Here is a 13,920-nt window from a genome sequence, read left to right as displayed (position 1 = left end):
ACAATATGGTTACTATTCATCGACTGTAAGGAGTGAGATGATATGAGAATAGAACGCGTTGACGACACAACTGTGAAATTATTTATAACTTATGGTGATATTGAAGCAAGAGGATTTAGTCGTGAAGATTTATGGACAAATCGTAAGCGTGGTGAAGAATTCTTTTGGTCAATGATGGACGAGATTAATGAAGAAGAAGATTTTGTAGTTGAAGGACCTCTTTGGATTCAAGTACATGCATTTGAAAAAGGCGTGGAAGTCACAATCTCTAAATCTAAAAATGAAGAAGCAATGAACATGTCAGATGATCATGCAAATGAACAATTTGAGGAACAAGTGAATGATTTGCTAGCTAATACATTAGAACAAGAAGAAAGTATTGAAGATTTATTTGAACAACGTGCACAACAAAAACAAGCACATAAATCTAAACGTAAATCATCACAACAACGTTCTAGTTTAAGAACAATTATTGTGAAATTCGAAGACTTAGAAGAAGTCATTCATTACGCTTATCATCATAATCTATCTACAGATGAGTTTGAAGATTTATTGTATATGAGTGATTCACATTACTACTATGCAATGCACTTCGATAGTACTGTTAGCCAAGAGACAATTAATGATAGCTATAGTCAATTACTTGAATTCGCTTATCCTAGTGATAAGACAGAAGTGTATTTAAATGATTATGCTAAAATTATTATGAGTCATAATGTTACTTCACAAGTACGTCGTTATTTTACTGATTCAGTAGAATAATATATAACGATTAATCGAGAGTAGCAAAGAAATTTAAAATGAATTTCTTTGCTACTCTCTTTTTTTTAAAAGTAAATAAATCATCTTAAACGTTTAATAATATGAGGTGAATGCATGTTAGTAGCGATTAATCGTAATAATGAAACCGTATATGCTCATCAAGCTATCATTAGTGAAGAATACCGATGTCCATATTGCAAAGAAAAACTTCTTTTAAAAAAAGGGTTAAAAAAGATTCCGCATTTTGCCCATGTCTCTCAAACTAAAAGAAGATGCATAAAAAATGAAACAGAAAAACATTACTACGTTAAATTTTTTATTGCCCAACATTTAAAACAATATCACTTTAATGTTGAAATAGAACCTTATTTTTCTAAAATTATGCAGTATCCTGATATTCTTGTGAACGCTAAAGTAGCTATAGAAGTTCAATTTTCAAGAATAAGTATAAAAGAGGTTAAATCTCGATCAAGAGGATTTGAACAAATTGGAGTTGCAGTTATTTGGCTTATCGAACAATTACAATATCATAAGGGTTATTTATACTTGAACACGTTTCAAGCTTATTTCATTAATCCCGTTGATAGAACGCTATACAGTTGGGAGCATGAAAAACAACTGATAGTAAAGTATGTCAATATACAACATATTGGTGGCCGAAAATTTATTGCGCATAGACGAATTATTCAAATTTCTGAATTATTAACATTCAATGAAAAAAAGAATGAGTCATATTGTTATAAATTGTCAGATAAACATATCAGTCGTTATATTTTTAATTGTAGAAAAAAACGTTCAGTGCTAGAACCGTCTTTAAGCGCTATGTATCAATTACAAATAACTGACGATGAGGTATGTAGAGATACAGGTTATATTTTTTCGTATCAAATTTTTATCGAAAATCATCCAGTACAATGGCAACTCAAGCTTAAGTTGTTGTTAAAACATAACCTTCCCAAGCATGATTTAATGTCGTATTTGAAATTCAGACAATTTTATCTACAGGATATTAATAAAGAAGAAATTACTTTAAAGTTAATAGATGATTATATTCAACAAATAAGTGGGAGTTTAAACGTGCAAAATAAATAAAAGAATGAGAAAATTATAACATTAATTCATTTAGGAGGTACATGTATGAGTCAACAACTTACTAGAGAAGAGCAAGAACGAAAATATCCAAATGAAACTTGGGATTTAACAACTATTTTTGAAAGCGATGAAGCTTTTGAAAAAGCATTAAAAGAGGTAGAAAGTTACCTAGGTAAAGAAGAACAATTTAAAGGACATCTAGGAGATAGTGCTAAAACTTTATATCATGCTTTAGCTTTAGAAGATGAGATTGGAACACAATTAGAAAAGGTGTATGTTTATGCACATTTAAAACAAGACCAAGATACATCTAACGATAAATATACTGGTTTTGAATCTCGTGCGCATCAACTCATCATAAAAATTAGCTCAGCATGGAGTTTCTTAGTTCCAGAGATTTTGCAAATTGATGAAGAGAAATTAGAATCTTTTATTAAGAGTAACGATGATTTAAAACGTTATGCATTTGAATTGAAATTAATTAATGAAAAACGTCCACATATTTTAGATGCTGATAAAGAAAAATTATTAACCCAAGCGCAAGATGCATTATCAACTCCAGAAAATGTCTATGGCATGTTTAGTAATGCTGATTTAGAATTTAAAGATGCAGTAGACAAAGATGGAAAAAAACATCCTTTAACACAAGGTACATTTATTAAATATTTAGAATCAGATGATCGTGAATTACGTCAGTCAGCTTATAACAACTTATATGAAGCGTATAGTGCATATAACAATACATTAGGCTCAACTTTAGCTGGCGAAGTTAAGAAAAATATTTTTAATGCGCGTGCGCATAACTATAAAACGGCACGTGAACGCGCTTTAAGTAATAACCATATTCCTGAAGAAGTATATGATAATTTAGTTGCAACAGTTCATAAATATCTTCCATTGTTGCATAAATACACTCAATTGAGAAAAGAACTTTTAGGTATTGATGATTTAAAAATGTATGACATTTATACTCCATTAGTTAAAGATGTTAAATTTGAAATGCCATATGACGAAGCTAAAGAATGGATGCTAAAAGCACTAGAGCCAATGGGAAAAGAATATTTAGATGTAGTTAAAGAAGGTTTAAATCATCGTTGGGTAGATGTTTATGAGAATAAAGGAAAACGCTCAGGTGGTTATTCTTCAGGCGCACATTTAACTAATCCATTTATTTTATTAAATTGGTCTGATACAACCTCTGATTTATATACACTTGTTCATGAATTTGGACATTCTGCACATAGTTACTTTAGTCGTAAAAATCAACCATCAAACTCTAGTGATTATTCTATCTTTGTAGCTGAAGTTGCTTCAACATGTAATGAAGCTCTACTAAGTGATTATATGGATAAACATTTAGATGATGATCGACGTCTATTATTACTAAACCAAGAACTTGAGCGTTTCAGAGCAACATTATTCCGTCAAACTATGTTTGCTGAATTTGAACATAAAATTCATCAAATTGAGGAAGCTGGAGAACCATTAACATCAACTCGTATGAATGAAGAGTACGCTAAATTAAATAGACTATACTTCGGTGATGTGGTAGAAACAGATGATCATATTAGTAAAGAGTGGTCTCGTATTCCACACTTCTATATGAATTATTATGTATACCAATATGCAACTGGATACAGTGCTGCTCAAAGTTTAAGTCATCAAATTTTAACAGAAGGACAACCTGCTGTTGAAAGATATATAAATGAATTCTTGAAAAAAGGTAGTTCTGATTACCCAATTGAGATTCTTAAGAATGCGGGTGTAGATATGACTACACCAGAACCTATAGAGCAAGCTTGTGAAGTTTTTGAACAAAAATTAGAAGCATTTGAAAAATTAATGAAGCACTAAAAATAGTGTATCCGTTTTCAATGTGTCTAATTTATGACATTTCGGTTGGAAATGTAGTTTAATATTGAAACGCCATTTTGAGCGTGTTATATTATATACATGAAATTAATCACATAACAAACATACCCCTTTGTTTGAAGTGAAAAATTTCTCCCATCCCCTTTGTTTAGCGTCGTGTAATCAGACACGGCGTTTTTTTTATGCTTAATTATTAAATTAATTTAATATAAAAAGAGCGATACACTTTAAATAAGTGATCGCTCTTTGTTATTTCTTAGGCATTTTAGATTGCCAAAATTCGCCGTCGGGATAATTTAGTTTTTCAATTTTTTGTTGTAAAGCTAATTTTTTCAATTCTTTTACAAGTAACTTTTCCGGCCATTCATAAATAGTAAGCAATTCTTCCATCGTTACTAATTGCTTGGATTGAATATAAGTTTCGAGACTTGGAGGTAATTCTTTCTCGATAGGGCATCCCATTAATTCATTAATAATATAAGTATAAATATGATAAGGATAAAGGCCTTCAACTTTCAAACCTTCTTCATGTACATCTTCGCTAAAAAATACAAGTGAAGGTGCTTGTTCAATTTCCATTTCTCTTGCAATATGCAAATCTATTTTTAAACTTTCGGTAAGTTTATTTTTTTGTAAGTCTTCTTTGAAAACATCATAATCTAAACCAGCATTTTTAATACAATTACAAATCATTTCTTCAGTGATAATATCTTTTTTCGGTATAATTTCGTTCTGCATTAAATGAATAAAACGTTCAGCTCTCAATCTACCTTGTAATTCAGCAGCTTTATATGCTAGGGCAATATTATCAAAATCTGAAGTGCTTTGAGCTTGACATTTAGTCAAAACCTTCAATGAAGGATTTAAAATATGTCTAATTCGAATATATTGATTATACTCAATTCTTAATTTAGATATAATTGCGGATAATTTAAAACAATCTTTATTAAAGGGATCAAAGAATGAATAAATTTCTATTTTATTTACAGGTGACAGATTAGTGTTTTCACGACTCGCATTATCTACAATTTTAAGTTCTTCAGCCATGTTTAACTCACCTTCAATTATATTTAGGAATTCACCATATGGTTAGCAGTTAAACGCAATCTTTCATACAAGTATTCGCCAACTCCTGCTGGAAATTGAGCTTTATTGATTGCTTTATACATATTTTCTAACCATGCATCTTTTTCATAAGTAGTAATTCTAAATTCCATATGTCTCTTTTTTAACATTGGATGACCATGTTCTTGAGTGTATAAATCAGGACCACCTAGAAATTGTGTTAAGAATAGCTTTTGCTTTCTACTTGTTTCTTTAAAATCTCCAGGAAATAAATGGTTAATTCTTTGATCATTCTCTACAAGAAAGTAGAAATAATCAATCATATCATACAAAGCTTTTTCTCCTATTACATCATAAGGTGTTGTAGCCATAGTATCACCAATTTCTATTAATATATTTCTAATATAACATGAATTTTTACATTTAAAAGTAATTTGATTTTTCACAAGTTTATCTCATATCTATCATAATTGAGCTTGATATTCAAAAAATCGTTGGACTTTATTTTTAGGTGGTTTATGAACTAAGTCAAATTGTTTTAATAAATTTTGAAATTTTTCAAAGCCTATTTGATAATCATTAACTTCAAATTCTAGTTCATAGTCTGTTTTATCAAAGTATTGACTTTTATCTAATACTAATAGTTCATTTTGAAATTCAACTTCTAATCTTTCAGTTGTCAATGCACCTAAAACGCTTAATTCGTTTTCTCCAATATCAAATTCAGTAAGAATTTTTTGAATATCGCTAGGTAATGTTGATTTGATAATTGTTTGTCCAATATGAGGCTTAATATCGATTGGATGATTATATTCCATCAAGCCAATTTTGGCTGGTACTTTTAGTGTGATTTCAAATGTGTTTTGTTTAACACGTATTCTTAAAGCAGAACGATGATTACGTAGTTTGAAACTAGGTGATTCAATATAATAATTTGTTTGAGTGAATGGTGTGAGTTGTTTAAAATAAGAATCTTTAATCGCGTTATATACATTGAAATCAATTAATTGCTTAAATTCAATTTCATTATTAGTACTCATAATTACACCTCATTAAAAAATCTTTAGTATATTATTGTAGTTCATTATGACCGACATTTGTAAAAAATTAAAGTAATAACAATACTAAAAATAAAATATATAAAGCTAAATATTTAATCGTTTAGAGCATACTTGAACTATGGTACTCTAATGTGTGTTTGAGAGTTAAATTATGTTAAACTAATAAGGAATAATAAGGAGGAACAAGCATGCGTATATATGTAAATGAAATTAAAATCAAAGATGATAGCATTTATTGCTACTCAGAAGATCCAACTGATGGATTAGATGAAGTAGGACAAATGCTTGTAGATAGTGATAATTTTAGTTTTGCGTATTTATTAGATGATGGCTCGTCGTATTCATATTTGATTTTTGTACAAGAGACGTGGTCAATGTTACATAATAATAGAGATAAAAAAGTAATTATTAACGATGAATTAGAATTAGAACATTTTCAAGATGAGTTAAGTTATATCTTAGAAAATGTTGAAGGAAATAATAACTATGGTAAGGAGTTTGTTTCAGCAGTTGAAGAAACTTTCGAACTAAAGTGAAACGGAGTGGAACCATATGAATCAATGGGAGCAATTTTTAACACCATATAAACAAGCAGTCGATGAATTAAAGGTGAAATTAAAAGGCTTACGTAAGCAATATGAAGTTGGAGAAAACGCCTCACCCATTGAATTTGTAACTGGTCGTGTAAAGCCTATTACAAGTATCATTGATAAAGCGAATAAAAGGGGAATTCCTTTTGATCGATTACGTGAAGAAATGTACGACATAGCTGGCTTAAGGATGATGTGTCAATTCGTTGATGATATTGATGTAGTTGTTAATATGCTTAGACAACGTCAAGATTTTAAAGTTGTAGAAGAAAGAGATTATATTAATAATACCAAACAAAGTGGTTATCGTTCATATCATGTAATTATCGAGTATCCAATTGAAACATTAAGTGGTCAAAAAATGATATTAGCTGAAATTCAAATTCGAACATTAGCAATGAATTTTTGGGCTACAATCGAACATACATTAAGATACAAATATGATGGAGATTATCCTGCTGAGATACAACATCGTCTAGAAAGAGCTGCTGAAGCGGCTTACTTATTAGATGAAGAGATGTCTGAAATTAAAGAGGAAATACAAGAAGCTCAAAAATATTATACTCAAAAACGTGCAAAAAAACATGACTGATGAGGTGTCAATAAATGCGTTATACGATTTTATCTAAAGGTGACTCTAAATCCAACACTCTTAAACATAAAATGATGAATCAAATGAATGGTTTTCATATGATAGAGGATACAGAAAATCCAGAAATAGTCATATCTGTCGGTGGAGATGGAACACTTTTGCAAGCTTTTCATCAGTATAGTCATATGCTATCAAATGTGGCATTCGTTGGAGTACATACTGGCCATTTAGGTTTTTACGCAGACTGGTTACCTCATGAAGTTGAAAAATTGATTGAAGAAATTCATCATTCAGAATTTCAAGTGATTGAATATCCATTACTTGAAATTATGGTTAAATATAACAACACTAAGAATGAAACACGCTATTTAGCACTTAATGAAGCAACTTTGAAAACTGAAAATGGATCAACACTAGTAGCAGATGTCGCAATTAGAGGTAAACATTTTGAACGATTTAGAGGAGATGGTCTATGTATTTCCACACCTTCTGGGTCGACGGCTTATAATAAAGCACTAGGTGGTGCACTGATTCACCCTTCTCTTGAAGCCATACAAATTGCTGAAATTGCATCTATTAATAATAGAGTATTTAGGACAGTAGGTTCACCCTTAGTATTACCAAAGCATCATACATGTTTGATTACACCTGTAAATCATAATACAATTAGAACAACAATTGATCATGTCAGTCTAAAACATAAAAATGTGAGCGACATTCAATTTAGAGTCGCAAATGAAAAAGTTCGCTTTGCTAGGTTTAGACCATTTCCTTTTTGGAAAAGAGTTCATGATTCGTTTATTGAAAGTGAAGATGATTGATGAAATTTGTATACCATATTCATAGCGAAGAAATGCTTAAGACATTTTTACAACGTCATAATTATTCAAAGAAAACAATTAGCGCCATTAAACGTGATGGCGCTTTAATTATTAATAGACAACCTGTGACAGTTAGATATATGTTGAAAAAAGATGATCAACTTATTGTTAAACTTCCGGAAGAAGTTCCGAGTAGATATCTTCGTCCTTCAAACAAATATATTGAAATATTATATGAAGATACATATTTAATTATCGTTTCAAAACCGGCGCATTTAAATTGTGCCCCTTCAAGAGAACATCCTCATGATAGTTTAATTGAACGCGTGATGTATTATTTAAATCATTCTACGAATAAAGTACAATATGTAGTACCTCATATTGTTACAAGATTAGATCGTAATACGACGGGGATCGTTATCTTTACTAAACATGGTCATATTCATCATCTTATGTCGACATTTGAAATAGATAAGCGATATATATGTGTGTGTTACGGTAAAACTAAAGAACAATCTATGATAGAGGCACCTATTGGTAGAAATAAAGATAGTATTATTACTCGATGTATTACGTCATCTGGTAAATATGCAAAAACTGAATATAAAACGTTGAGTAGTCATCACAGTGCAAGCTTATGTGAAGTTAAATTACATACTGGACGAACACACCAAATTAGAGTTCATTTTAAGCATATTGGTCATCCACTTATTGGGGATGACTTATATGATGGTTTTCATCCTCAGATTCAAACACAATCTTTACAGTGTTATAAAGTAAAATTTATACATCCAATCTATAATAAAGAAATCGAGATTATTATAGATTATAAAAACTTAGAAAAAATATATCAAAGTGTAAATTAAAATTAGGAGGTACACTTGATGTCATTAAATACAGAAACAACTGACATACAACATAATAAAGTATACAATCAAAAACTGTTAGATGACAGTTTAGACCGCAATGACATAGATCAATTCAGAAAAGAATTTCTAACTTTACATCAATATGAACAAAGTGAATACTTTGAAAATACAGTGAATCAGAATAGACAAAGAATATTCGAATTTTTATCGCCTCAAGAAGTGAGTAGATTTTTTAACCAATTAGATATTGAGGGGAAAGAATATGAAATATTATTTGATTCAATGCATGCACATTATGCAAGTGAAGTATTAGAAAATATGTCTACAGATAACGCAGTTGATATTCTAAATGAATTATCTAACTCAAAAGTTGCCAGTTTATTAGCTTTGATGGACAACAGAGTCACAGATAAAATCAAAAAGTTATTACATTATGAAGAAGATACTGCTGGCGGTATCATGACTACTGAATATATTTCATTGGATATTGGTACATCTGTAAAAGAGGCACTCATGCTAGTTAAAAGTCAAGCACCTGATGCAGAAACAATATATGTGATTTATGTTGTTGATACTGTCGGTCAACTCGTAGGTGTTCTATCTTTGAAAGATTTAATTGTAGCAAATATTGATGCTCATGTTGAAGAAGTAATGATTCAACGTGTTGTAAGTGTAAACGTAGAAGAAGATCAAGAACGTGTTGCTCAAAAAATGAAAGATTATGATTTTATTGCTATGCCTGTTATCGATTATCAACATCATTTAGTAGGGATTATTACAATAGATGATATTTTAGATGTCGTAAATGAAGAAGCAGATGAAGATTATTCACGTTTAGCGGGGGTTTCTGATACTAAATCTACTGATCAATCAGTATTTAAGAAAGCATTGAAGAGATTACCATGGCTCATTATTTTAACATTTTTAGGTATGATAACAGCAACGATTCTGGGTGGTTTTGAAAATACATTGTCGCAAGTTGCATTATTAGCAGCATTTATTCCTATTATAAGTGGAATGTCAGGAAATTCAGGAACGCAATCATTAGCAGTATCTGTTCGTAATATTTCTAATGGTGATATTAAAGAAAAAAGTAAACTTAAAATAGCTTTAAAAGAAGCAGGTAGTGGGTTAATAACTGGTTTTGTATGTGCAGTGATTTTATTCTTAATTATTGTCATTATTTATCGTCAACCCTTCTTGGCACTGATTGTAGGTGCAAGTTTAACTATTGCCATGACAGTAGGTACGTTAGTAGGATCAATGATTCCAATTTTAATGAATAAAATTCATATTGACCCTGCTGTCGCAAGTGGACCATTTATTACAACTATCAATGATATTGTAAGTATGTTGATTTATTTTGGTCTTGCAACAACATTTATGTCATATCTAACATAGGGGGATGAAATGGGATTTTTTTCTTTAGTCATAGTCGTCGTCGCAGCATTTCTTACACCGATTATTGTTAACCGATTAAACGTCACTTTTTTACCGGTTGTCGTAGCTGAAATATTAATGGGAATTATTATAGGAAATTCATTTTTAGGACTTGTCCACAAAGATGAAATGTTAAATATTCTTTCAACATTAGGATTTATCTTTTTAATGTTTTTAAGTGGACTGGAAATTGATTTCAGCGCATTTAAAAAAGACACAAGAAAAAGACAGGGTATTAACAAAGATGAAAAGAATTTACCCAGTCATTTACAATTAGCACTTACAGTTTTTTCATTAATAATGGTGCTTTCGATCATTTTAGCATTTGCATTTAAATGGTTGGGCTTTGTAGATGATGTATTATTAATGGTCATTATCATTTCAACCATTTCATTGGGTGTAGTTGTGCCAACACTTAAAGAAATGAATATCATGCGTACAACAATAGGACAATTTATATTATTAGTAGCAGTATTAGCAGATTTATTTACGATGGTTTTATTAACTATTTATGGTGGAATCAATGGTGAAGGCGGAGGGTCAATTTGGCTATCTGCAATTTTAATCGTATTTACTGCAATATTTTATTTATTAGGTTCTGTATTTAAACGATTAAATTTTATGGAACGCTTAATGGGTGGTACCACACAAATTGGCATACGGGCCATTTTTGCATTAATCATTTTACTGGTTGCTCTTGCTGAGGGTGTTGGTGCTGAATATATATTAGGTGCTTTTTTAGCTGGTGTAGTTGTATCACTGTTAAAACCTGATGAAGAAATGATTCATACCTTAGATTCATTTGGATACGGATTCTTTATACCAATATTCTTTATTATGGTTGGTGTAGATTTAGATATACCATCTTTAATTAAAGAACCCTCTTTACTTATTATAATTCCGATACTTATATTGTCCTTTATCGTTTCTAAGTTGATTCCTGTCTTATTTATTCGAAGATGGTTTGATACTAAAACAACAATTGCATCAGCATTTTTATTAACATCTACACTTTCGCTTGTTATTGCTGCAGCAAAAATTGCTGAAGAATTAAAAGCGATTACTTCTGAAATGTCAGGGATATTAATATTAAGTGCAATTATTACATGTGTATTTGTACCTGTTGTATTTAAAAAATTATTCCCAATTCCAGATGAAGTGAACCGAAAAATTGATATTGCGTTAATTGGTAAAAATCAATTGACTATTCCAATTGTTCAAAATCTGACTTCACAGTTATATAATATAACGTTGTTTTACCGTAAAGATTTAAGTGATAAGCGAAATTTACCTGACAATGTGACTGTCATTGAAATTAGTGAATATGAAGAAAGTTTATTAGAGAGACTTGGCTTGTTTAATCAAGATATTGTCGTATGTTCTGCTAATGATGACGGTTTAAATAAAATGATAGCAAAATTAGCTAAATCTCATGGTGTAAACAGAGTTATTTGTCGACTAGAAAATAGTGGTGATGATGAAGAATTAAAAACAGATGGTATTGAAGTATTTAGTAACTTTATTAGTAATAAAATTTTCTTAAAAGGTCTAATTGAAACACCAAATATGCTAAATATTTTAAGTAATGTTGAAACTTCACTATATGAAATTGAAATGTTAAATTATAAATATGAAAATATTCTATTGCGTAATTTCCCATTTGGTGGGGACATCATATTTGTACGTATTGTTAGAAATAATGAATCCATTGTGCCACATGGAGATACGCAACTTAGATATAAAGACCGTTTAATCGTAACAGGTTCTAAAGAATATGTAGACGAACTCAAATCTGAATTAGAATTTTATTATTAATCCATTTAAAAGAGAGGACAAAATAAAGGGTATCTTTGAACATGACATAAAAAGATACATTACTTTGTGGACCTCTCTTTTATTGATATGATTTGAAAATTTATTATTACTTTATTAAATATTATTAACAATGGTAAAATATGTATGTTAAAAACGTTTATAATGAACGGATTAATATAAAGTAACATAAGGAGATAATTTATATGATTAATTTAGAAAATAAAACCTTTGTCATTATGGGTATCGCTAATAAACGTAGTATTGGTTTTGGCGTAGCTAAAGTATTAGACGAATTAGGTGCTAATCTCGTATTTACATATCGTAAAGAACGCAGTAAAAAAGAATTAGAAAAATTATTAGACCAATTAAATCAAAAAGAGCATCATCTTTATCAAATAGATGTTCAAAAAGATGAAGATGTCATTAATGGCTTTGCGAAAATTGGTGAAGAAGTTGGAAATATTAATGGCGTCTATCATTCAATTGCATTTGCTAATATGGAAGATTTACGTGGTCGTTTTTCTGAAACATCTCGTGAAGGATTCCTACTTGCACAAGATATTAGTTCATATTCATTAACCATTGTAGCTCATGAAGCGAAAAAAATTATGCCGGATGGTGGTAGTATTGTAGCTACAACTTATTTAGGTGGAGAATTTGCAATTCAAAACTATAATGTAATGGGGGTAGCAAAAGCAAGTCTTGAAGCAAATGTTAAATATTTAGCATATGATTTAGGTCCAGATAATATTCGAGTCAATGCGATTTCTGCTGGACCCATTCGTACATTAAGTGCTAAAGGTGTAGGTGGATTGAATTTAATTCTTAAAGAAGTTGAAGAACGTGCCCCGTTAAGACGTAATGTAGATCAAGAAGAAGTGGGCAGAACTGCTGCTTATTTATTAAGTGATTTTTCAAGTGGTGTGACTGGAGAAAATATCCACGTAGACAGTGGTTTCCACGCAATTAAATAAGTTTAAATTGAAAAATAGTTATAAAATATATGATAAATTTAAGAGTCTGAGACAATGAGTTGTCTTAGACTTTTTTAATAAATCGACCGTTGATGACTGAATTGAAAAGGTATTTGTATTAAGCTTTATTCAATTTCAGTTCCAAGGCTAGAACATAGAGAGTTTCAATAAGAACAGCTACGTTCAACGCAAATTGAGGATGCATTGATGATGTAGAACGACGACTTAAAAATGAATTTTATCTCGCTTTCTATCATTATATTATTTAATGTGATATGACATAAAAAAATGCGAATAGAATATATTCTATCCGCAGTAAGTAATTAAAAAGCATTAATAATTAATTTAATCTTTAACATCGCTATTTGCTTTATCAATGATACGTTGACGATACTTAAATACATTTCTTGCTACTGTTTTTAATACTGCATAAAGTGGAACAGCAATTAAAATAAGTGTGAATCCTCCTAAATCACCTGCTGCTAAGATAACAACAATGATTGTAAGTGGATGAATACTTAATGATTTGCCCATGACGTTAGGTGTGATGACATTACCTTCAAGTTGCTGTGCAATTAATGTAACAACACAGACCCAAATAAATGTTGATGGACCATCGATAATCCCTAATATTGCAGCAGGCGCAAATGATAACCAAGGTCCTAAAAATGGGATTAAGTTTGCTACACCAGCGAATAATACAAGCAATGGTGTATAAGGTAACCCAATAATGGTATAACCAATGTAAAGAATAATACCTAAGATGAAACTAACAGTAACTTGACCTTGAATATATGATTTTAAGGTATAGTTTAAATCTTTAAGTAAATCAACAACAAAAACTTTACGTTCTCCTTTGAAAAATTTACCAATTGCTGGAATAAATTTTTCATGATCTTTTAACATATAAATCAAGAAGAACGGTACCATAATCAATAAGAAGATGGTTGAAATAAGAGATGTGATA

Annotated in this window: 13 protein-coding genes and 1 pseudogene; 10 read left to right on the top strand and 4 right to left on the bottom strand. The window is 30.3% G+C overall.

The features are described 5' to 3' along the window. Window positions 1-42 precede the first annotated feature (42 nt). The 3 genes from mecA to pepF all read left to right on the top strand — a co-directional run bounded on the left by mecA (window position 43) and on the right by pepF (window position 3,708). Window positions 43-762, top strand: a complete 720-nt coding sequence (mecA, locus tag HMPREF3046_RS06340; RefSeq protein ID WP_070717667.1) for an adaptor protein MecA — start codon at window positions 43-45, stop codon at window positions 760-762. 114 nt (window positions 763-876) lie between these two features. Next, on the top strand, window positions 877-1,854 hold the full coding sequence (locus tag HMPREF3046_RS06335; RefSeq protein ID WP_070717663.1) for a competence protein CoiA: 978 nt from the start codon (window positions 877-879) through the stop codon (window positions 1,852-1,854). 45 nt (window positions 1,855-1,899) lie between these two features. After that, window positions 1,900-3,708 (top strand): oligoendopeptidase F, encoded by a 1,809-nt coding sequence (gene pepF, locus HMPREF3046_RS06330; protein WP_070717659.1) that lies wholly within the window; start codon window positions 1,900-1,902, stop codon window positions 3,706-3,708. A gap of 267 nt (window positions 3,709-3,975) precedes the next feature. On the opposite strand, the gene yjbH is transcribed toward pepF, so the two are convergent. The 3 genes from yjbH to HMPREF3046_RS06315 all read right to left on the bottom strand — a co-directional run bounded on the left by yjbH (window position 3,976) and on the right by HMPREF3046_RS06315 (window position 5,831). Then, window positions 3,976-4,773, bottom strand: coding sequence for a protease adaptor protein YjbH (gene yjbH / locus HMPREF3046_RS06325; protein WP_070717654.1), 798 nt, complete (start codon window positions 4,771-4,773; stop codon window positions 3,976-3,978). 23 nt (window positions 4,774-4,796) lie between these two features. Then, a complete protein-coding gene (locus tag HMPREF3046_RS06320; RefSeq protein WP_070718015.1) occupies window positions 4,797-5,162 on the bottom strand; it encodes a truncated hemoglobin YjbI in 366 nt (121 codons plus the stop codon). A 93-nt stretch (window positions 5,163-5,255) separates the two neighbouring features. Beyond that, the gene (locus HMPREF3046_RS06315; RefSeq protein WP_070717653.1) at window positions 5,256-5,831 is read right to left on the bottom strand and encodes a CYTH domain-containing protein; all 576 of its coding nucleotides are present in this window, start codon (window positions 5,829-5,831) and stop codon (window positions 5,256-5,258) included. Between the two features lie 209 nt (window positions 5,832-6,040). Between HMPREF3046_RS06315 and HMPREF3046_RS06310 the strand changes: the two genes are divergently transcribed. From HMPREF3046_RS06310 to fabI, 7 genes are all read left to right on the top strand, one after another. Then, complete coding sequence (locus tag HMPREF3046_RS06310; protein WP_002448177.1) at window positions 6,041-6,388, top strand: UPF0738 family protein; 348 nt, start codon at window positions 6,041-6,043, stop codon at window positions 6,386-6,388. A gap of 16 nt (window positions 6,389-6,404) precedes the next feature. Continuing rightward, complete coding sequence (locus HMPREF3046_RS06305) at window positions 6,405-7,034, top strand: GTP diphosphokinase (RefSeq protein ID WP_002448222.1); 630 nt, start codon at window positions 6,405-6,407, stop codon at window positions 7,032-7,034. A 14-nt stretch (window positions 7,035-7,048) separates the two neighbouring features. Further along, window positions 7,049-7,855 carry an NAD kinase gene (locus tag HMPREF3046_RS06300; protein WP_070717651.1) on the top strand — a complete coding sequence of 269 codons (807 nt, stop codon included), beginning with the start codon at window positions 7,049-7,051 and terminating at the stop codon, window positions 7,853-7,855. Further along, on the top strand, window positions 7,855-8,721 hold the full coding sequence (locus HMPREF3046_RS06295) for an RluA family pseudouridine synthase (RefSeq protein WP_070717649.1): 867 nt from the start codon (window positions 7,855-7,857) through the stop codon (window positions 8,719-8,721). The genes HMPREF3046_RS06300 and HMPREF3046_RS06295 overlap by 1 nt, the downstream gene beginning before the upstream one ends. 18 nt (window positions 8,722-8,739) lie before the next feature. Next, window positions 8,740-10,125 carry a magnesium transporter gene (gene mgtE / locus HMPREF3046_RS06290; RefSeq protein WP_070717639.1) on the top strand — a complete coding sequence of 462 codons (1,386 nt, stop codon included), beginning with the start codon at window positions 8,740-8,742 and terminating at the stop codon, window positions 10,123-10,125. Between the two features lie 9 nt (window positions 10,126-10,134). Further along, window positions 10,135-11,979: a monovalent cation:proton antiporter family protein gene (locus HMPREF3046_RS06285; RefSeq protein ID WP_070717637.1), complete on the top strand. Its 1,845-nt coding sequence runs from the start codon at window positions 10,135-10,137 to the stop codon at window positions 11,977-11,979. Between the two features lie 203 nt (window positions 11,980-12,182). Continuing rightward, window positions 12,183-12,953, top strand: a complete 771-nt coding sequence (fabI, locus tag HMPREF3046_RS06280; protein WP_070717635.1) for an enoyl-ACP reductase FabI — start codon at window positions 12,183-12,185, stop codon at window positions 12,951-12,953. Window positions 12,954-13,298: 345 nt separating this feature from the next. Here the strand turns inward: fabI and cozEa are convergent. After that, a pseudogene (cozEa, locus tag HMPREF3046_RS11010) lies at window positions 13,299-13,920 on the bottom strand (lipoteichoic acid biosynthesis protein CozEa); the annotation flags it as partial.

The sequence above is a fragment of the Staphylococcus sp. HMSC070D05 genome, from assembly GCF_001815595.1.
In the GTDB taxonomy this organism is placed as follows: domain Bacteria; phylum Bacillota; class Bacilli; order Staphylococcales; family Staphylococcaceae; genus Staphylococcus; species Staphylococcus hominis.
Note: the sequence above shows the minus strand (reverse complement) of the source record. Positions and strands in the feature narration are given on the sequence as shown.